Below are 20,242 nucleotides of genomic sequence, written 5' to 3' on the forward strand. Positions count from 1 at the left end.
ATAGAGCAATCTGTTGGACCTAGAAGAAAAAGCATCCACGGAGTAAAGACTATCCAACCTTGGATAGTTGAGCACTTCAGTTGAACAGGGAAATCTTAGTGCGTAATACCTCTCGGCAATAACCTTATGACAACGGATGGAAAGCAGCTGTTCCAATGATCCAACAATTCTAGCCGCAAGCCTACGAAACACTGATGGAATATACCTCTTCTGTAACATAGAAGAAGTATAATCTTCATGAATATCATAAATTACATGAGAGCCTGTTAGCCTTAACATAGGCACCCACAAAAGTAATTCAGGATCGTGGATATGGTAAATATCAGCTTTGAGGCGTGAGGCCTGCCAAACGCACCGAGGTGATGTGACGAAAAGCCTCAAGAATCTGCTACTATTGCCCGGCGAAACCTTAAGAATCTTGAAACACGTCCGATTCTCTTCCAGGTAATCAGCACTGAGATCCCCAGTAACAAAGCTTACATCGTCACTCCATCTCAAAGCAGCCGCTATTTCCTTAATTCTAACCCTAGGATCTCCTGAGTTATGAACTGAGCTTATATGACAGACCTTCACTTGCCAGCACCTATATCAGACAATTCCGCAATTATTCTTCGTCGAGACTGCAACATCTTAACCAATAAAACTCTTAAAACAAAAATCAAATCTATGATAAAAAGAAATAAAAACAAGTATGCATGCTTTGAAGAAAGTAAAGGATGTACTGTTTGCGAGATCCACACCAATGAAACCATAAAGAATACAAATGTAAAATAGAATCTTAAATTAACAAAAAACCACAACAAAAAAGAAATAAAGGAAAACTTAAACAAAAATCCCGACAAGCCAAAGTAACCATAAAACCATGACCACCAGGGATAAACTACATTCGCCCACATATGGTAACCATATTTTTCGTTATATCCCATATACACATAATCTATATGAAAGGAGGAAGATATCGTACTCCTAGAACCAAAAAGATTTGCCATTTGATCATAATACCTACCTAAAAAAGGAAAAATTATATCAGGAGATTTAGCAGCCTCACTGATTGAATATTCTGCTAGAAATAAGGACGTAGTCCTATATTGAAAAAACTTTTCCAAAGCAATTATAACGCCTCCGCCACGCCCTTGAACCAAGATCGTAAAAAAGCTACCAGCAAACAAGACAGCTATTATGTATAATATGTATTTTTTATAATTTATCGGTCCGGAAAAGAAAAGCAGTATATAAACGAAATAAGCAACCAATAAAATTTCTGACCTACTAGCGGTAATCAGCATCGCTCCTAAAACACCAAATAGAAGGGCATACTTCATTTTTGAGTCTAGCCATAAAGCGCCAGCTAAGAAAAAGCATGCCAAACTACCTAGCACCAAAAACAATGCCGAAACACGACCAAACTCTTTCAAATCATCTCGATCGAATCCTTGCTGGATTAATTCGACACTTTTCCAACCTTCGAATACTAGAACCAGACAAGACAGTATTATCAAGCATGAGAACAGGGGCCTTGAAAAGATAAACTGGAATCGTTCAAAAAGACCACTTGAAACAGCTAAGCGTTTATAATTAAGGAAAAATATCGCTATGATCAAAGACCCAAAAAGATCAACTAAAGACAACAAGCGATGATCTAGACTCGGCGACAACTGATAACCAAAATAGCTATAAAAAAATACAGGCAACGCGCCGTAAATAAACGGAGGATATATAAGCAAAAATGGGAATTTACTATACATACAGGCGATTACAATTTTTAAAAATTATAGGCATTTAAAAAACTTTCTTGAATATGAAAAGCACAGTTTCAGCCCCCTAACCCGCTGAATTTAGCAACTGCCAAAATAGAAAGTTACAATTTTTACTTGGAACCTTGTTAAAACTCAACTTGTAATCAACTAAAATCTATCGCGCAGGTCACTACGACTCCAAACTTTTCCTCATTAGTCTCTTAATATTAGCCCTAAAGAGTTTAAAAAGAAGCCACAATAGTGCACGCATGCTGAGTGGCATGAGACTCTCTTTCGCGGCAATGGAAGCCTTATCAGAAAAGAAACTTGACAAGCGTGCATTTCCTTGGCGCCGATAATAAACTGCCATCCAATAAAAAGTCTGAATATGGTTAAACGCTTTGATTTCTTCTGACTGAAGCGACCAAACCCCACCCTCATGCCAACGATGAGCTGCTGGAAAAATTTTTCCCAAATGTTTATATCCACCAATCTGTCCCAGCCGGCTCACCATGAATTTATCTCCATTTACGACTTTGAAGTGTTCAGGCGGGATTTGGTCATAATCAGCCCTGAACACAAGTGTTAGTGTGAGCAAAAACGGACCACGCTGCAGTCTTTTGGGGGAATAATCTTTTCGCAAACGCTCGGGCAGCTTCGACTCTTTTATAATTTCATGGCCCTGAAAAATGAACGCATCGTGGCCACACACTGAATAGTCAGGATTGAGTCTCAGGAAGTCAGTTTGAGTTTGAAGCTTATTCGGATCGAGCCAATAATCGTCCCCTTCACAGAACGCAAAATACTGGCCCTTTGCAGCTGGCATGGTATATGCCGCTGGCCGTAGACCCAGCGAGTATTGATTCTGCGTCTGATAAATGGGTTTGACGATTCTGGGGTAACGTTCTGCATACTCTTTGATGATCTGAGCCGTTTTATCATTCGAAGCGTCGTCGTGAACCACGATTTCAAACGGGAAATCAGTCTTCTGGGCTAGAAACCCATGGAGTGCATCTTTAACGAACGGCTCGTGGTTAAAACAATGGCACAAAATTGATACCAGAGGCGTGTCGGCTTCGCCTTTCCAATACTTCGTAATTTCATCTTCCTGGCGTGGAGCTGGAGGCAAGGGTGGCCTCTCACCTGCTTTAGGCCAATCTCTTGGGCGCATTTCAGCTTTGTCTCGGTCTTCAATCAAAATCTGCTCCTCAGCTCGCCTTCCTCTGGATAACCTGTAGGGCATAAGTTCGTATTTCAAAGCTGAAAACGACCATCGCCAAGAAGAAGGTCAGGGCGAAAAATGGACCAATAACAAGCGTCGATAGCAAGGCGTTCGAAGTACCAAGAATATTTACGATGGTGTAGGTTACGCCTCCAAAAACTGAAGCCACTGCCAATATGGGCAAGACATCTTTTAGCTGTTCGATAATACCGTAATCCAACAATCGCTTTGAAAAATAGCTATTTGGCAGATAACTTAACATTGAGGTTGCAATCTGCCCTAAAAGGATCGCGATCACACCATGCTCATAGGTGAGGTAAAGGACTAGCCCACTCATGATTTTCTTGACTATTTCCAAGTAAAGAAAAAGATCCGAGCGCCCTTTCACTTTCAAAATGTTCAGATTGATCGAATGCAAGGGAAGAAGTATCGATGCTATGCATAGGAGCTGAAAGTATGGAACGGCGCCATGCCATTTGGATGGTAATAATAGTACAAACAGTGGCTCCGCCAAGGCGGCTAAAAATATCAATACCGGGAAGATCACAAACGTCATTAGTATAACGATCTTCCGATAACCTTGTTTGAGCCGAACAGGGTCTGATTGCACACTTGCCAATGCGGGGTAGGTGACGTTTTGGACCGCCTGAAGGAGCTGGGCCATCAGGAGTTCTTTCAGTTTCGTCGCGAAGAAATAGAGGCCGGCAGTGGATGCGGCAAACACCTTTGCAACTACAAGCACGTAGAGATTTTTAAACGTCGTATCGAGTGCCCCCGCAAAAAACAGTTTGTAGCCGAATCCATAGAGCCTCTTCAGCACATCCTTGCTGAAGGAAGCTCGGGGGCGCCAGGCCTCTAGGAACCACAGAAGCACGGTATGGATCAGTGAGTTCAGCACCATTTGGGCGACGAGGGCCCACACTCCCATACCCAAGTAGGCAAGCAACAACGCGGTTATTCCCGACAGGACACTGGCGGGAAAACTCGCTTTCAATTGAACCTTGAAATTCAGAGCACGACTCAGGCTGGCAACCTGAACAACCTGAAAAGACATAATAATGACAGAGAGCGAGGTTACTCGAACCAACTCTGTCAACCGTGGCTCATCGTAGAATTCGGCAATAAACGGTGCGAGGGCAAAAAGAAGCCCGTATGAAACCAGGCCAAGTAATACATTTGCGCAGAACGCCGTAGTGTAATCTGCCTCCGTTGCGTCTTCCAATCTTATCAGGGCCTCTCGAAACCCTGAATTCATCAAGGACTGTCCCAGCGCCAGGAAAAGTGCCATCATCGCGATAAGACCGAAATCTTCGGGTGTTAAAAAATACGCAAGCAGCAGCGTTACCAAAACATTGGTTCCGCGCCGGCTAAATTGCTCGGCGAGATTCCACAGTACTCCGCGTACTGTTTTCAACCCTAGAGACATTTCGATTTCCACCTGGATCCTATTTGAGAGTCGCCACCGTCGGCACAAGGTCTTTGTAACCCTGTATGCCGGGCTGGGAATCGAAACATTCTTGCGGAGCAGTTGAGCCCTTAGCCCAGCTCACGAGTGCCCTTGGGATATCTGCACCAGCGAGATGATGGAACGCGTAGTCCCCGGTAAAACGCGGATTTACATCAATTACGCGGAAGGTTCCCTCGTCATCCAGGCAATCTACCCCCCAAATGCCCATGTGGTTGGTCAATTTACTGAAACGTTTTGCGGTATTGTGGTGGCACTCCCGCTCAATGCTTACGGCCCAGTCACTTTCGCCAGCCCTCATTGCCTGCACTTCACACGCGAAATGCGAGCGGTAGCGGCCATTAAGATCATTCACGATACCGAGACAGATTTCTTTGCCGGAAATCGCTTCTTGTATCAGGACCGACTCGTTGATTGGCAGGCCTAGGTAGGCTCCGCTCCCGGACGCTTGTATCTGTTCACCAGCAGTATGGAAGGCCACTCGTAATTCCGCTTCATCGTTGCATTTCGCCAAACCAAGTGAACCAAACCCTATTCTTGCTTTTACTATGAGCGGAAAGCGCCACTCCCCAGAGCGAACGCTTTGCATAGCTTCTTCTAAGTGGACTGTGGTTTTAGGGACGGGTATTCGATGGCTTTCGAGCAACTTTGTGCACTCGTACTTATCCAATGTAATCCGTCCCCAGTCTGCAGACGGCAAGGTATGCTTTATATCTGCATCTTCAAGCCACTGCTGATCCTGGCTGAGCATATAGACATCCAGATCATGCAAAGAACAGAGGAGGCCGATTTCATATTTTTTGCACAGCTCTCTCAAAACAGGGACATATTCCGGATGGTTAGCTGGCGGTGTAACCACCTGGATATCAGATGCCAACATGCCTGCAGCATTCGCAAACATATTTGCTCCAACAACCACACCATCGCCCTTCAACGCATCCCTGAAATAATTCACGAGATAACTACGGCGTCCAACACTGGTAAGGAGTACATTCAATTTGGTGCTACTCCCGATCTTCCGTCTCTCAGCTTTCTGTACTCTCGCATCAAATGCTCAAGCTCTTCCTCACTCAGTCGTATAGAGTTGCCAGAGGTGTACCTGGACTCGATATTGGACAAGTCCCTTATCAACTCGGGCATTGAAAATCGCTGAGCAAGTTCTTCCAGGAACGATCTCGGGTTGGCGCAAACATCTTCATAGCTTGCGGTTATCCAACGGTCTTTCGAGACACCTGCCAACTGCTCCTGAATTGCATTTTCTGTGTAAAGCACCTGTCCCGCTACCTGAGTGGCAGGAGCTGCGTCCTTTAAGAAACTGTATTCTTTGGGTTTGACTGACCACCAAATCTTATCCGTGCCGTAGTACTTCAACCTTGCCTGAGTGACTGACTGCATCAAATAGAGGGGGTCTCTTTGGACATGCACTATCTTCAGTTCTGGAATTTTTTCCATGAAATAAGCAAGATTGTATTGAAGCATCATGACTTTGGACATAAACGGCATGCCATACACAGCTTGAATACTAGCAAGCTCTTGGCGAAGGGTGCCTATATCCACACAGTCAAGCTGCTCCTGACTTAAATGCCCTGGATCATGAACAGGAAAGAAACGACGCCAAAAATGAAAGAATTCGTTTATCCCCAATGCTCCGTGGGTTTTACCTACATTCGAGGAAAAACCGCTTGTTGGGCGCAAATCTGCAAACTCTTCGCCCAAATCGTACTCGGGGTTCAAGAGAAGCTGCTGGATCAGTGCCCCAATATGGGGGGCATAAGCAAACCTTGAAAGTAAGTTGGTTGGGAAAGAGACTGAACCGGTAGCGGCAAGCAACTGGGTCATGAAGGTGGTGCCCGATCTCGGACAACCAACAATGCCAATCACAGGGTGCTTCGGGAGACCACTTTGTTTGTCCACCGATAACTGAAGCGGTTCAAGTAGTTCCCGAAGTTGCGTAATCAAACCATTCAACTTCTCATTGGGCTGAAATACTTCCGACCGGTCACCCGCGTGTTTCAGGATGTGCGATTCCATAACTTCCTTCAAAAGACGAAATTTCTTAGATAATCGTTAACTGATGTCTTACCGCGAAGCTTGTGCCAGCTTCTTGCTCTGCGTTCATAAACCGGAGGATTTGTGCGGATAAAATCCGGACTACTCACCATGGAATAAGCCCCAACATTCTCCGCAATCAGGATATCGCCTCTCGCAAGTGCTTCCCCGAAGCCCCGGTAAATGACGTCGTGCTCAAGACAGGTAAATCCCGCGATATCTATGGAGGCTCCCTCGCGTTCTGGGTCCTGAACTGACGGCTTCCTGACCAATGTTAGCGGCAAGTTAAAAGTGTTGGGTACAATTTTTATGTGATGGGACGCACCACTGGTCATCGCAAACCATTTCGCACCAATTCTCTTCACATGGTCGACACGAAACGCGTATTGAAAAACATTGCCCAGGATCCCGACGCCCGGCTCGAGAATAAGCTCAGGGCCCTCGCTTCCATATCGTCTGGCTAAAGGTGTGCAGATTGCTTCAGCGTAGTCCGCGTAGGACGGGGGAGTAATTGCAAACTGTTTTTTTAGATCCGCCGACATCGGCCCACACAAGCCGCCCCCTACATCAATGAACTTGGGGCCATCAGGTCCGAAGAGTCGATCCGCAATTTCTATCAACCGGACAATTCTTCGGCGATATGAGTCCGCTGAGCGATCGAAAGAGGTATGGCAGTGCAAACCCTCAACAGTCACGTTCTTGAGATGCCTTAATAACGTCCAGGCCTGATCCAGTTCGCCGCTGTCTTCGCTCAAACCAAACCGAGACTCTCTATCTTTCCACTGAAAATCCAGATTACATCGTAGCCCCAAACGAATGGAGCCATGGTAGTCCGCAGCCAAGGCTGCTATTTGTTTAGCCTCACTCAGGCTATCAACATTCACCAGTGAACTCTGCTGAAAGGCTGTAATAAGCTCACTATTCGTCTTAGCTGGACCATTGAATATTATTCTATTCCCGGGCACACCGAGCGCGTGAGCGATCTCATACTCTGAGCCCGACACTACCTCCGCATATAAACCTTGATCATGGGCGTCTTTACAGAGACTTGGGAGATGATTGGTTTTATAAGAGTAACCGATGCCGACTTTATCGTAGTACTTTAGGAAGGCAGATTTGAGAGCATCAACATTCGATTTGAAGCGATCTCGGTGAGCAATAAAAAAAACACCTTCGCTTTCTTCCAATATGTTAGCTAATTCTTGCCACTCATATTCAGCCCCGGACCTATTCACTTACAACCCCCATTATTATCTGAGCAATTTTCTTGACATCCTCTGTAGCTAAATGAGCATAGATCGGGAGGCAGAGAATTCTGCTGGAAATACTCCTGGAAATCTCTGTGACATATCCACAGTTGAACACTTTGACTGAATCTAATGAGGGATAGAAATATCTCCGTGCAATAACTCCCTCGCTTCGGAGGCTTTCCAGCGCTCGATGCACGTGTTTTTCAGAGGGAAGGAGGATGGGGAAGTATGCATAATTATTACTGGCGCACTGATTAAAACGCTGGAAAATCAATGAGTTCCCCATTTCTTCTCGGTATATATCCCAAACGCGCTTTCTGCCGGAGAAGTTCTCCTCCATTTCATCCAGAACACATAAGCCCATGGCAGCATTGAATTCGCTCATTTTGGAATTAATACCTAACTCATTTATTTCATCTGGCCCTGTAATTCCAAAATTGATTAGGCTTTTGGCTTTTTCGAGGTCATCTCTCTTTTTAAAAACAATGGCTCCACCTTCAATCGTGTGGAAGACCTTAGTGGCGTGGAAGCTCAATGTTGATGCATCACCCGCCTTCAGAAGACTTTCTCCCTTATAATCTACGCCAAACGCATGGGCGGCATCGTAAATTACTTTGAGGTTATTCTGGTCTGCAATAGCCTGAATCTTTTCGATTTCACACGCGTTGCCAAAAACATGCACTGGCACAATCGCCCGGGTCTCCGACGTTATGACGGCCCCAATACCATCTGATGCCAGGCACCAGGTATCAGGATCAATGTCTGAGAATACCGGCTTCACACCCTCCCACTCCAACGAACTTGCGGTAGCAGCGAATGTAAAGGGGGTCGTGACGGCTTCTGCAGCTTTGCCATTCAACGGTTTTTCAATGCCTAACGCTCGGTATGCAACCTGCAAGGCCATAGTTCCGTTTGCAACAAGCAGTAGATTATCGACGCCGAGGTAAGCTTCAAGACGTCGACTCAGCTCCTCTACCAGCGGACCATTGTTCGTCAGCCAGTTCCTCTCATAAATTCCGTCGAGATACTTTTCTAGTTTCCTTCGATTCGGGAGGTAGGGCTTAGTGACTGGAATCATAAATTCTCTCCGGCCAACTCCGCGAGATAGGAACCATAGCCGTTCTTCTTCAACTGAACGGCTTGCTCAAGGAGTTGCTCCTTTGTCAGCCAGCCTTGGTTGAACGCAATTTCCTCAAGGCACGCAATCTTGTACCCCTGACGTTTCTCTATAGTTTCTACAAACTGAGCAGCTTCCAGCAGGCTCTCGTGAGTTCCGGTATCGAGCCACGCGAAACCACGCCCAAGAAGTTCTACGTTCAAGTCACCCTGATCAAGATAGGCGCGGTTAACATCCGTGATTTCGAGCTCCCCACGATGGCTGGGCGTAACCTGTTTCGCAATATCAACAACGCGATTATCGTAAAAATAGAGACCAGTAACCGCGTAATGAGACTTCGGTTTGTCTGGTTTCTCTTCAATTGAGACAGCACGTTTGTTCTCATCAAACTCGACGACTCCAAAGCGTTCAGGATCTTTCACCTGGTATCCAAAAACTGTAGCTCCGCCGGTCCGGCTCGCAGCTTGCCTGAGCTTTGGCGTAAAACCCTGGCCATAGAAGATGTTATCGCCAAGCACAAGGCAAACACTTTCGTTGCCGATGAATTCTTCGCCAATAATAAACGCCTGAGCGAGACCATCCGGATTGGCTTGTACCGCATAACTGAGCTCTATGCCGAACTGCTTACCACTACCCAAAGCGCGCTGGAACCCCGCTTGATCCTCTGGAGTGGTAATGATCAATATGTCCCTGATACCCGCCAACATCAGCACCGAAAGCGGGTAGTAGATCATCGGCTTGTCATATACCGGGAGGAGTTGCTTCGAGGTGCCGAGTGTTATGGGGTAAAGGCGAGTGCCGGAGCCGCCAGCAAGTATTATTCCTTTCATACTTGTGCTCCCAGTCTTTCGCGTTGATAGCTTCCATCCTGAACACGATGGCACCACTCAAGGTTATCGAGGTACCACTGAACGGTTTTGCGAATGCCGGTTTCGAAAGATTCTTCCGGCACCCAGCCAAGGTCTTTCCGAATTTTCGTGGCATCAATGGCATAGCGCATATCGTGACCTGGACGGTCTTGCACAAAAGTGATCAGTTCCCGGTAGCTTTTATCCTGAGGACGGAGTTCCTGAAGGATGTCACAGATAGCATGTACCACTTCGATGTTCTGTTTTTCATTATGACCACCGATGTTGTAGGTTTCGCCAGGAGTACCTTGGGTGACGACCTTGTAGAGCGCTCGAGCGTGGTCTTCAACATAGAGCCAATCTCGAATTTGCTCACCCTTGCCGTAAACTGGTAGCAGCTTGCCTTCAAGGGCATTGAGGATCATCAAGGGGACGAGCTTTTCCGGAAAGTGGTAGGGGCCATAGTTGTTACTACAGTTAGTTACCAGAACCGGCAAGCCATACGTCCGTTGCCAGGCCCTTACGAGGTGGTCTGAGCTTGCTTTGCTGGCGCTATAAGGGCTGCTCGGAGCGTAGGCCGTTTGTTCTGTGAACAGATACTCTTCTGCGTTTGGCGTTTCGCTGGGGTGCGGTAGGTCACCGTAGACTTCGTCAGTGCTTATATGGTGGAAGCGGAAATCGGCTTTCTTTTCTCCTTCCAGGCTCTGCCAGTATTGTCGGGACGCTTCCAGCAAGTTGTAGGTGCCAACAATGTTGGTCTCAATGAACTCTGCTGGCCCGTCTATGGAGCGGTCTACATGGCTTTCTGCCGCCAGATGCATAATCGCGTCTGGTCGATGTTGACGAAGCACACGATCCACTTCGACACGGTCGCAGATATCTACTTGCTCGAACGCATAACGGGCACTGTGGCTAATTCCAGCAAGGCTCTCCAGATTACCCGCGTAGGTTAGTTTGTCCAGGTTGACCACTTCATCATTTGTATTCCGAATAATGTGGCGGATAACAGCGGAGCCAATGAAGCCCGCTCCACCAGTTACAAGCAGCCTCATAAGGTTCCTTTCTCTTGTTTTCCAATGCGGATAAAAGCCCGAACGAAAACGGCAAAAACACCAAGCATTCCACCTAACATCGTCGCCACGATGGCAATCAGGGCCCTCTTCGGCTCGCTTTTCTCCTGAGGAACAACCGCCGGGTCAACCGTTTTGAATATGTACTCGTCCTGGGCATTAGCCAACATCACTGTGCGGGTTTCGCTCTCGATAAGCTGGTAAAAAACCTGTTGCATTCCGGCAATATTGGTTTCATTAAGTTTGGTTTCCAGATAAGCGATGCGGGCCTCCGCCTCCCGAACATCCTGCATCTGCATGTGCTCGTTAATGTCGTTTACCAATAATTCGGCCCAAGCTTTTGCAGCCTGGGGCGAAAGGCTCTTAACATTGAGAGTTATCATTCCGGTTTCCTTATCTTCAGAAACACTGAGATGATTTTCCCGAAACACTTTTACCAAATCCCAGTCTGTAGGTTTTTGACTTTCTCCATCTTCATCCGCCAACCATTGGCCTGCCTGAGAGTCATAGACTTCAGTGTTCAGTAACCACTGTTCCTTTTGAATATCCCAGGCTTCAGAAGCCATCAGCGGAACACTCAAGTTGTGACGATGGATGAAATCTGCAAGAAAGGCGCGAGACTGCAGAATCTGCTTGGCCATCATGGTCTTGTTGGCTCCCCCCCCACCAACGTTAATTCCTGCGAGGCTGGCCAACCCGCCGAGCTGACCGGAAATACCGCCGGCAGCGCCCTCATCCTGAGCCGGCGCCAAAAGCACACTGGCCTTGTAGATATTGGGTTTGTAAAGGGCGTAGGCAACACCCGCCGCAGCGAAAAGGAACGTAGTGGCGACGATAATCCACTTACCTTGCCAAAGGATCGCAAACAGCTCATGTAGATCTATTTCGTCGTCCCGACTCGGGTTTGACGCCGTTTGCGGAAATACAGGCTCGCGATTACTCATCACAAATTCCCCACTGCTGCAGCACCCAGCGCCATCTGATAAACGATCTGGCTCACGTTCGTCCAGAGCTCCAGCTGGTTCAGGCGATCCACATCAATCGGCATGATGATCGTGTCACCCGGTTCCAATTGCTGGCTGCGGCCACCAAACCAACGGCTTTTCTCCGGCAGCATCACAGAACCGTCCGCCTTGACAACATACACCCGGCTGTCATCCGCTTGGCGGGTTGGCCCACCGGAGCGCTCCAGGTAGTCATCCACAGTGAGCCCTGCCTGATGCAGGTGACTGGTTGGGAACTGCACCTCTCCGAATACCGAAACCGACTGGGGTATGTTGGGCACACTGAGAGTATCGCCATCCTGCAGACGGATGCTCTGATACCCTTCATCCTGCATAACTGCAGCAAGGTCGATCACCATGCGGCCCACAGGACGACTGTTCTGCACCTCTTCCAGCAAACCCTGAACCTGTTGCACCCGCTGGGCATTCTGCCCACCAAAGGTGTCGCCCTGAAGCTGAACCCCCAGGAGATCACCCTGTAGGCGCTCCTCCGCTTCCCGTAGGCGCTGAGCTTCCAATTGGCGAAGTTTCTGCCGGGTAAAAACAGCGCCTCTTGGGAAGGCGTTTTCGGTGAGCCCACCAGCACGAACGATAACGTCTCTCAGGGTTTCGCCTTCACCAAAGGTGTACTCTCCCGGGTAGCGCACTTCACCAGAAAGCGTGATCCGGTATTGTTTGTCGAAATCCGGCGTAGGCTGGATGAGGATAGAGTCACGGCTATGGAGTCTTTGCCGGGTCTTACCTGCCATTACGTCCGCCAGTGCAATCTGGCGAGTAATGACCCTTCGATCGCCCTCGTCTGCCACTTCTGATCTGGCCAATTCCGCCGAAAGCAGGGATGCAGAATCTTTCAGCCCTCCAGCGAGCGCAATTACCTCCGCAAGCCCGCCGTTTTCAGGAATGGGGTATTCCCCAGGGTAGCGAACTTCGCCGGAAATGGTGACAAACGAAGCAGGATCGAGGGGAGTTGCCTGAATGCGTAGCTGCTTCAGCAATCCTGGCAGCAGTTTCTCTCGCTTAGCATCCTGCAGTTGCCTTAGCTCGTCCTGCTCGCTTTCAGTCAGTTGTTCCCGTTCCAGCATGGCGAGCCAACGGCGCTCCTCATAGTTTTGCTGGAGTTCTTCCCGCTGTTGGGGGCGTAAATCCGCCAGCTGGCGCTCGGACGGTTTTGAAATCCGCTCACCTTTTGCCAGGCGTTCCTGTAAATCCTGGTATTCCTCGTACCTCAGGGCTCTCTCATCGAGCTCTGTTTTCTCCAGATCCGCAAACACTAACAGTTGGTCCCGTTCCTCAAGGATCAGATCGGCTTCGGTACCGGGGTTGCGAAGGGCGTCACGCAGATCAATCACCAAGGTGCTCAGGTGATCATCCGCGGACTTTCTTACGAGAAGAGCTACATCGCGATCTGCCGCAGGCAGTAGGTCATTGCGGAGGTTTTTGAGGACAGATGACACTCTCATTCCGGGCACGAATGCGTAGCGCCCTGGCCGGGTGGCCGCTCCACGGAGCTCTATATACTGACCGGTAATGTCGGCAATAGAAGCAATGGTAATGCGGTCCCCCGGCAGCACCCGAGCACTCTGGCCCTTTGGCTCTGTGTAATCCGCTTCGGCGATGATTCTCAAGAAGTCTTCGTTGGTGCGCTCAATTTTTACTCGCTCCGGGTAGGCCTGAGGCGTAAGCCCGCCGGCCAGGCGCACCAGCTCTTTGAGGCTGGTTTCGTCTTCCAGTTCGTAGAGGGCGGGCCGGTATACTTCGCCATCAATGCCCGCGCGCTCGCCAACTGGTGGAATGAAAACAACATCCCCAGGCTGAAGGCGGTGGTCGCCGGAGCTGTCGCCATTGAGAAGCAGGTCATACAGATCCAGGGTGCCGATGAGCTTGCCGTTGCGCTTGTGCTGCAAAGCACGCAGCGATCCAGACTGTTTTACACCGCCTGACACATACAACGCATTGGTGATCGTGGAAAGCGAGCTTACCGTGTAGGAGCCGGGGTTTCTGGCCTCGCCGAGCACGAATACGCGCATACTGCGCAGCTCGCCAAGGGAAACACTGGCATCTACGCCGATGTATTGTTCGGAGACCCGTTTTCGGATCTGCTGCCGCGCTTCATCAAAGCTCAGGCCTGCAACGCTGAGAGGGCCAGAATCGGGGAAGCTGATCGATCCGTCGCGACTGACTGGCAGTTCAAGCTGTCGGTTTTCTTTTCCCCACAACTGGAGGCGAAGCACGTCACCTGGGCCAAGGGTGTAGTTGTTAGGAACCGGAATTTCCGTCACCGGCGCAAAGGTTGTCGGGCTGCCTGCAAACAAATCATACCCGAAGGGCTTCAGACCACCATTCTTGCGGGCCAGCTCCTCCTCTTTCTGGCGCTCTTCCTGTTCTTGCTGGGCCTTCCGGCGTTCGTCATCGGCTCTGGCTGTTTCGGGCTCGACAACCTCGACGTTCTCAGGGCGCTGCTGGCTCTGGCTGTTGCTCTGAAAACTGTCGGGGTTAATGCCGTACTGCCTTGCCAGCGCTTCCTGCTGGGCCCTGGGCAGGTTTTTGAACTGTTCGATCTGGGACTGGCTGATGGACTGGGCGGTAGCGGCTACCGGTAGCAGTAGCACGAGGGGGAGCAATAAATTCTTGAGCTTCACGGGTATGGGTCCGGCGTTTTGGTTCAGTCAAATTTAGAAACGATAGGTCCAGGTGGCGCCCAGAGACCATTGGTCTTTCTCGCCACCCAGATGCTGGATTTTCCTGTCAGTGGCCTGAAGGTTCACATCCAGCCAGCCATTTAATAACCGGCTGCCGTATCCGAGATCAAAAATCGCAACGTTCTGTTCACCCTCGGGTACGGTGTAAAAGATGTCTTTATTGGTCACAACAGTTCGGTTTCCACCATCCTTGTTCAGCTGGGCGTAGGTTACCTTGGCGGTAAGATTGGCACCGTTATCGAAGAAGTTCAGGGCACCAATGGTAATGGCTTCTGCGTCCCCATCGAAGCTGGCAGCCATGCTGCGGCCATAATAACGGTAGCCGGAGCGGTAGCGTGCGTGGTCATATGTTAGATCTGGCATGGCATCGCCCAGAAAGTCATCCGCCAGGGTGTTCGTGTATTCAATAAACCACTGCTGGTCTGCAGCAAAAAACTGCGTGGTCCAGTCTGTGCCCAAAACCCAGGACTTGCGGGCCGGGAAAGCGCCGGCTTCGTCTTCTCCCATCATCTGGGCGTAGAGGCCCATGGACTGCTGGCCAACGGCGAAGCCGTAGCGAGCGTCTATGCTTGCAAGCTGGTTACCAGGGTCATTTTCTTCCAGCTGCCCGTTATCGCGGCCGATCAGGGCGTTCCAGATGGTTGAAGCGCCTTCAGGTCGCCCTTCTCCACCGAACATGATGGCCCGTGAGAGACCAATATCCAGGCCATCGATCGGGCGGAACGTGAAGCGCATGCCGATCAGTTTGGCATCGGGTACGGCACGATCGCTTTCATACTGGCCTGCCAGCGCCGTGAACTGCCAGGGGCCGATCCAGCTTAACCAGGGGTTTTCGAAGGCGTGGGTGTTGTTTCGATTGATCCACAGCGCCGGCATGGGGCGGGCGTTGTTGGATAAAATCAGGCTGGACTGCCAGCCCGGCCCCCACCAACGCTCAATGGCACCCGCACCGAGCACCCAGTTACCGGCTGTTGCCGCAAGATAGGAACCATCAAGGCGCAGTTCCTCATCATCATCTGTTTTATGGGCGTAGGCCGGCTTGAGCCCCAGCGCCCAGACCTCGCCCTGCCATTGCAGATCAATGGCTGTGCCGGCCTGGGCCAGAGGGTTCTGATCGAACCCCCGGATACCCGGAATTTCGCTGCTGCCGTACAGACTATACTCACCGCGAAAGCCCTGCTCGGCTTGCTGTTCCTGCTCGAAGCGCAAATAAGCAGCCGCTGAGCCCACAGCAGGTTGATCCGAGCCAACACTGGGCTGCAAACCGCTGTGGACGGCACTCCACATCAGAGGCCAGGTGCTCACAGTGCGATCCATATGGCCGCGATCTACGAGCTTCTGGGCTGCAAACCTTGCCCGTGAATCGCCCGGCTCCAGCCAGGGCGCCGCCGAGAGGGTAACACTTGTCAGACACGCTACCGCCCCACCGACCAGGGCCCAGTGTTTTAAGGTCATATTATTGAATTATCTGAAAAACGACAGGAAACAGGCAATAAGGAAGGGGACAACTGACTCCCAACTGTATCCTTGTCGGTAGATGAATGTACTGTTTCAGAAGCGTGACGATTTTACGGCAATGTCTATGACAAGCAAGTGACAAAAAGTCTGACACATTGGTTATCAGGGAGTTGTGCGGGTAAAGAATTGTTAAAGCTTCAGAACCTCAATCTTTTCGCCTACATTTCGTTCAGATTGGCTCTTACCAGGCTTACAAATTCGGCAAAAAACGAAAGAAATATGCCGCTCATCAAACCCAGCATGGCGGCCAAAACGACAATCAGGCTCCGCGCAGGGCCTTTTCGCTCTGCCATCTGGCGATTGAGCACCAGAAGTTCTGCAGGCTGGATTGAATTGAGAAGCACTTCGAGGGAGAGGCGCTTATTCACTGCGTCGGCTATGGCTGCCCCCACGTCCTGAGAACCTTCTAACCTGTCGATAGTCGAGGTCAAAGATTCGATTTGTCTTTCCAGGTTACTTTTAAGGGTAGATACCGCAAGAGATTGGGTCTGCTGCAGCTTCTCGATGAGCTGGCTATGGATGTTCTTAACGTCATCAGAGTTCGCAGGCGCCGCTTCAGAGACAATTCGGACAAGCCCTGTATTCTCGGGATTCGAAAAGACCACATCGAAAGGAAGCGACTGATCGTGCTCTGCAAGGTAAGTGGCTTCAATTTCAGGAAGCCACCGATTTTCGAGTGTGGCAATCACAGCCGCAGGCTTTTCGACAAAGCTTCCCGCATCCTTCTCGGCCAGCTTGAACAAACTAACGACATCGTACTTTTCAGGTATCAAAATGGCATAAAGAATGCCCACTGCAATGGTAGAAAGAAACGCAACGTAGAAGATCCGGCGGCGCTTCAGAAAAGTGGAAACCAGGTCTACGAGACTGATCTCATCGTCATGGGCTTGTTGAGCTGAACGCTGCCTTTCTTCCATACCGGCTCATCCTTCTTCTTGTTATCTGGGCAACTCATTAAGAACCCCCTTAGCCTACAGCCAGCAATGGGACGCTAGCGCGGCGCTTCCTTACATTTTTATAGCAGAAACCGGCACTTTCACCCTCTGCTGCTTCTGCATAAAGTTAATCAGCACGATAGCCCGCGCCTCCCCATCGTAGGCCTGGAAGATAGCGTGAATGCCCTCGAACGGCCCTTCGCTCAGGTGAACCGCCTGGCCGGGCTTGATACCGCCCTGCTCTGCCACCGAATCAAGGCTGTCCTTGATGTGCTGGATAACCTCATCACTGATGGCGGCCGGCTTATTGGCAAAGCTCACGATTCGCAGCACACCACGAGTGGAGCGCAGCTTTGCCCACGTGGGGTCGGTTTGTTCCAGGTTAACGAACAGATAGCCGGGAAAGAGCGGCTCAAGCTTGTTGGTGCGCTTGCCTGCTTTGATTTTCTCCACCGCGATTTTCGGGTAGAAGCAGGCAATCTCCTGATTTTGAAGATGTTGCAGGGCGCGGTCGCCCTGTGCGGGCTTGTGTTGTAGTGCGTACCAGGTCATGGCTGGGCAATGTACCAGCTTCCCGAGGCAATAAAATACGGATTTAACACATTTTGTTTACCATATTTCAGAGGCTCTCCATCCAGGGTTTGAACCTTGCCGCCAGCGGCCACCAAAACGGCCTGCGCAGCGCCCGTATCCCATTCGCAGGTTGGCCCCAGCCGGGGATAAATGTCGGCATGCCCTTCGGCTATGCGGCAAAACTTTAGCGAACTTCCCGCCTGCACCAACTCATGCTCCCCGAGGTTCTGGATAAACGCCCGGGTTTGCTCGTTGAGATGGTTTTTGCTGGCCACCACGCGTTTTACAGCTTTGGGCTCGGCCACCCGAATGCGATGGACCTTACCAATGCGGTCGCGCATGTGGGCGCCCTCACCGACCACACCCCAATATGCCTCTTTCAGGGCCGGGGCGATGACCACGCCCATCACTGGCTCACCGTCTTCAATCATCGCAATGTTAACGGTGAACTCTCCGGTACGCTGGGTAAAGTCTTTGGTACCATCGATGGGGTCCACAAGCCAGAAACGGCGCCAGCGCCTGCGCTCTTCCCAGGGAATATCCTTGCCTTCTTCGGAAAGGATGGGGATGTCGCGGCTGATGTTGCGCAGGCCTCGGGTAATAATCTCGTGGGCGGCGGTGTCTGCAGCCGTTATGGGCGAATCGTCCGCCTTGTAGCTCACCTTGAAGTCAGACTGGTAAATATGCAGTACTTTCTCGCTGGCTTCGTCGGCCACTTTTATGACATCCGGGAGGATGGAGCTGTAATGCATGTGATTCGCTTCCTGCTTCAGATCATTTCGGGACCAACAAGTTGGGCTCAGATGAAATTTTCATCTGACCCCAATTTCATAAGCTTATAATATCATCTATAAATGAGGGGTCAGAAGAAAGCTTTCTTCTGACCCAGGTTTCACCAGTAAAAGGACTCCAACATGAAACTTCGCTTCCTTGGCGGCACAGGCACAGTTACCGGCTCCCGCTACCTGCTCTCGGATGACAAGCACCGAGTGCTGGTGGATTGTGGCATGTACCAGGGCGTGAAAACCCTGCGCCGGCGCAACTGGGCGAAGTTTCCGGTCGACCCTTCCACCATTGATGCGGTGGTGCTTACCCACGCCCACATTGACCATTCCGGCTATTTACCCGCCCTTGTGAAAAACGGCTTTAAAGGCAAGGTTTACTGCACTAAGGCCACCCATGAACTGTGCAAGGTTCTGCTGCCTGATGCCGGTTTCCTCCAGGAAGAGGATGCGAAATACGCCTTCCGCAAGAAGTTCTCGAAACACGAGAAGCCGGAGCCGCTGTTTACCGAGAAAGATGCCTGGGAAGCGCTCAAGCATTTTGAGTCCCTCCACTACCATGAGACGTTCGAGCCGGTGAAAGGGTTCCAGGTAACCTTTACCCCGGCCGGGCATATTCTGGGCTCCTCCTGCGTGCATGTTCATCACACGGGCGCGGACAGGACGGTTGTGTTTAGCGGGGATGTGGGGCGACAAAACGACATTATCATGCGGCCACCGGAGCCGCTGCAGAAAGCGGATGTGCTGGTGTGTGAATCGACTTATGGGGATCGCGCCCATGGCGAGACGGACCCGGAAGCGGAACTGGCCGACATCATCACCAAAACCGCCGGGCGCGGTGGCATCGTGCTTTTACCGGCGTTTGCCGTTGGCCGGGCACAGATGCTGCTTTATGTCATTCACAAGATTATGGGCGACGGGAAGATTCCCAAGGTTCCCGTATTCCTGAACAGCCCCATGGCGATCAAGGCTACGGAGATTTTTTGCAAGCACCACAAGGAGCACAAGCTTAATGCGGCCCAGTGCGAGCTGATTGATGAGAAAACCCAGTTTGTTCGCAAGGTAGAGGAATCGATTGAACTGGACGCCGTTCGCTACCCCTGCGTCATCATCTCCGCCAGTGGTATGGCTAGTGGTGGACGGGTGCTGCACCATCTGAAAACACTACTGCCCAATCCACGGAACAGCATTGTTTTCGCTGGCTTCCAGGCGCCCGGCACTCGTGGAGATGCGTTGGTGAATGGCGCGGAATCGGTGAAGATTCACGGGGAGTATTGGCCAGTCAAGGCCGAGATTCACAACCTGGATTCTCTCTCCGCGCACGGGGATTACAACGAGATTCTGGCGTGGCTAGAACAGGGTTCTATCCAGCCAGAAAAGGTCTACGTCACCCACGGTGAAATGGTTGCGAGTGACGTTATGCGTAAGCGGATTCGGGATAAATTCGGCTGGGATGTTGAGGTGCCGGAGTTGTTTGAAGAGGTGGAGATTTAGTAACACTTTAAAGAACGCCACACGCTACCGGACTGTAATCATCCTGCCAACCGGAAGCCGCAGAGGGATCAATAACACACCGCCATACTCCAGCACTATTGCGCTCCAATCTTATAAGAACGCCTGACAAGTCCGGGTGCACATTGCCCTCCATTGTCACCTGTATATGACCAGAACCGTCAGCATTAACGACGGCAATTCCTGCTCCAGTGCTGTCGGTGGCAATCCCGGATGGAACGTATCCAAGATCACTGTCAGTAACTGGCTTGGAATCCGCTAGCTGAGTCTCGAATGGCATCTTATACGCAGATAGCTCTCCAACTGCGCGGTTCACTTGAGAACTCAACACATAACCTTGATAAGAAGGTATAGCAATGGCTGCAAGCATGCCCAATATTGCCATCACAATCATTAGCTCAATCAAAGAAAAGCCCATAGAGTGTTTTTTCATCGTCATCAAACCTAGCTCTTGAAAAGTGG

The 20,242-nt window shown here is 50.3% G+C and carries 17 protein-coding genes; 1 reads left to right on the plus strand and 16 read right to left on the minus strand.

All coding sequences use genetic code 11. The annotated features are described in order from the left end of the window. Positions 1–569: 569 nt before the first annotated feature. The 15 genes from ACESMK_RS08410 to cysQ form a co-directional block, all read right to left on the minus strand. Positions 570–1,745 (minus strand): hypothetical protein, encoded by a 1,176-nt coding sequence (locus ACESMK_RS08410; protein WP_372997156.1) that lies wholly within the window; start codon positions 1,743–1,745, stop codon positions 570–572. 181 nt (positions 1,746–1,926) lie between these two features. Next, positions 1,927–2,934: a glycosyltransferase family 2 protein gene (locus ACESMK_RS08415; RefSeq protein ID WP_372997158.1), complete on the minus strand. Its 1,008-nt coding sequence runs from the start codon at positions 2,932–2,934 to the stop codon at positions 1,927–1,929. 10 nt (positions 2,935–2,944) lie between these two features. After that, entirely contained in the window at positions 2,945–4,396 is a 1,452-nt protein-coding gene (locus tag ACESMK_RS08420) for a lipopolysaccharide biosynthesis protein (RefSeq protein WP_372997160.1), read from the minus strand. 7 nt (positions 4,397–4,403) lie between these two features. Continuing rightward, positions 4,404–5,420, minus strand: a complete 1,017-nt coding sequence (locus ACESMK_RS08425; RefSeq protein WP_372997162.1) for an ATP-grasp domain-containing protein — start codon at positions 5,418–5,420, stop codon at positions 4,404–4,406. Further along, positions 5,417–6,454: a sulfotransferase gene (locus ACESMK_RS08430; RefSeq protein WP_372997164.1), complete on the minus strand. Its 1,038-nt coding sequence runs from the start codon at positions 6,452–6,454 to the stop codon at positions 5,417–5,419. Before ACESMK_RS08430 ends, ACESMK_RS08425 begins: the two co-directional genes overlap by 4 nt. 8 nt (positions 6,455–6,462) lie before the next feature. Then, positions 6,463–7,659, minus strand: a complete 1,197-nt coding sequence (locus tag ACESMK_RS08435; protein ID WP_372997166.1) for a hypothetical protein — start codon at positions 7,657–7,659, stop codon at positions 6,463–6,465. A 40-nt stretch (positions 7,660–7,699) separates the two neighbouring features. Then, positions 7,700–8,800 (minus strand): DegT/DnrJ/EryC1/StrS family aminotransferase, encoded by a 1,101-nt coding sequence (locus ACESMK_RS08440; protein WP_372997168.1) that lies wholly within the window; start codon positions 8,798–8,800, stop codon positions 7,700–7,702. Next, positions 8,797–9,669: a glucose-1-phosphate thymidylyltransferase RfbA gene (rfbA, locus tag ACESMK_RS08445; protein ID WP_372997170.1), complete on the minus strand. Its 873-nt coding sequence runs from the start codon at positions 9,667–9,669 to the stop codon at positions 8,797–8,799. Before rfbA ends, ACESMK_RS08440 begins: the two co-directional genes overlap by 4 nt. Next, a complete protein-coding gene (gene rfbB / locus ACESMK_RS08450; RefSeq protein WP_372997172.1) occupies positions 9,666–10,739 on the minus strand; it encodes a dTDP-glucose 4,6-dehydratase in 1,074 nt (357 codons plus the stop codon). The genes rfbA and rfbB overlap by 4 nt, the downstream gene beginning before the upstream one ends. Next, complete coding sequence (locus tag ACESMK_RS08455) at positions 10,736–11,701, minus strand: Wzz/FepE/Etk N-terminal domain-containing protein (protein ID WP_372997174.1); 966 nt, start codon at positions 11,699–11,701, stop codon at positions 10,736–10,738. The genes rfbB and ACESMK_RS08455 overlap by 4 nt, the downstream gene beginning before the upstream one ends. Continuing rightward, positions 11,701–14,400, minus strand: coding sequence for an SLBB domain-containing protein (locus ACESMK_RS08460; RefSeq protein ID WP_372997176.1), 2,700 nt, complete (start codon positions 14,398–14,400; stop codon positions 11,701–11,703). Before ACESMK_RS08460 ends, ACESMK_RS08455 begins: the two co-directional genes overlap by 1 nt. Positions 14,401–14,433: 33 nt before the next feature. Beyond that, positions 14,434–15,915: a capsule assembly Wzi family protein gene (locus ACESMK_RS08465; protein ID WP_372997178.1), complete on the minus strand. Its 1,482-nt coding sequence runs from the start codon at positions 15,913–15,915 to the stop codon at positions 14,434–14,436. A gap of 221 nt (positions 15,916–16,136) precedes the next feature. Further along, positions 16,137–16,895, minus strand: coding sequence for a lipopolysaccharide biosynthesis protein (locus ACESMK_RS08470; protein WP_372997180.1), 759 nt, complete (start codon positions 16,893–16,895; stop codon positions 16,137–16,139). Positions 16,896–16,985: 90 nt separating this feature from the next. Continuing rightward, positions 16,986–17,465, minus strand: coding sequence for a transcription/translation regulatory transformer protein RfaH (rfaH, locus tag ACESMK_RS08475; RefSeq protein WP_372997182.1), 480 nt, complete (start codon positions 17,463–17,465; stop codon positions 16,986–16,988). Further along, a complete protein-coding gene (gene cysQ / locus ACESMK_RS08480) occupies positions 17,462–18,238 on the minus strand; it encodes a 3'(2'),5'-bisphosphate nucleotidase CysQ (RefSeq protein ID WP_372997184.1) in 777 nt (258 codons plus the stop codon). Before cysQ ends, rfaH begins: the two co-directional genes overlap by 4 nt. 162 nt (positions 18,239–18,400) lie before the next feature. On the opposite strand from cysQ, the gene ACESMK_RS08485 reads away from it, so the two are divergent. After that, positions 18,401–19,762: an MBL fold metallo-hydrolase gene (locus ACESMK_RS08485; RefSeq protein ID WP_372997186.1), complete on the plus strand. Its 1,362-nt coding sequence runs from the start codon at positions 18,401–18,403 to the stop codon at positions 19,760–19,762. A gap of 7 nt (positions 19,763–19,769) precedes the next feature. On the opposite strand, the gene ACESMK_RS08490 is transcribed toward ACESMK_RS08485, so the two are convergent. Beyond that, the gene (locus tag ACESMK_RS08490) at positions 19,770–20,219 is read right to left on the minus strand and encodes a pilin (protein ID WP_372997188.1); all 450 of its coding nucleotides are present in this window, start codon (positions 20,217–20,219) and stop codon (positions 19,770–19,772) included. Positions 20,220–20,242 lie beyond the last annotated feature (23 nt).

This window comes from Marinobacter sp., from assembly GCF_041687235.1.
Taxonomy (GTDB): Bacteria; Pseudomonadota; Gammaproteobacteria; order Pseudomonadales; family Oleiphilaceae; genus Marinobacter.

Excerpts from the sequence above, each read along its gene's own strand:
- rfbA (WP_372997170.1), bottom strand. The coding sequence starts at position 9,669 with ATGAAAGGAATAATACTTGCTGGCGGCTCCGGCACTCGCCTTTACCCC.
- cysQ (WP_372997184.1), bottom strand. The coding sequence starts at position 18,238 with ATGCATTACAGCTCCATCCTCCCGGATGTCATAAAAGTGGCCGACGAA.
- ACESMK_RS08455 (WP_372997174.1), bottom strand. The coding sequence starts at position 11,701 with ATGAGTAATCGCGAGCCTGTATTTCCGCAAACGGCGTCAAACCCGAGT.
- rfaH (WP_372997182.1), bottom strand. The coding sequence starts at position 17,465 with ATGACCTGGTACGCACTACAACACAAGCCCGCACAGGGCGACCGCGCC.
- ACESMK_RS08465 (WP_372997178.1), bottom strand. The coding sequence starts at position 15,915 with ATGACCTTAAAACACTGGGCCCTGGTCGGTGGGGCGGTAGCGTGTCTG.
- ACESMK_RS08485 (WP_372997186.1), top strand. The coding sequence starts at position 18,401 with ATGAAACTTCGCTTCCTTGGCGGCACAGGCACAGTTACCGGCTCCCGC.
- ACESMK_RS08490 (WP_372997188.1), bottom strand. The coding sequence starts at position 20,219 with ATGACGATGAAAAAACACTCTATGGGCTTTTCTTTGATTGAGCTAATG.
- rfbB (WP_372997172.1), bottom strand. The coding sequence starts at position 10,739 with ATGAGGCTGCTTGTAACTGGTGGAGCGGGCTTCATTGGCTCCGCTGTT.
- ACESMK_RS08410 (WP_372997156.1), bottom strand. The coding sequence starts at position 1,745 with ATGTATAGTAAATTCCCATTTTTGCTTATATATCCTCCGTTTATTTAC.
- ACESMK_RS08440 (WP_372997168.1), bottom strand. The coding sequence starts at position 8,800 with ATGATTCCAGTCACTAAGCCCTACCTCCCGAATCGAAGGAAACTAGAA.
- ACESMK_RS08470 (WP_372997180.1), bottom strand. The coding sequence starts at position 16,895 with ATGGAAGAAAGGCAGCGTTCAGCTCAACAAGCCCATGACGATGAGATC.
- ACESMK_RS08430 (WP_372997164.1), bottom strand. The coding sequence starts at position 6,454 with ATGGAATCGCACATCCTGAAACACGCGGGTGACCGGTCGGAAGTATTT.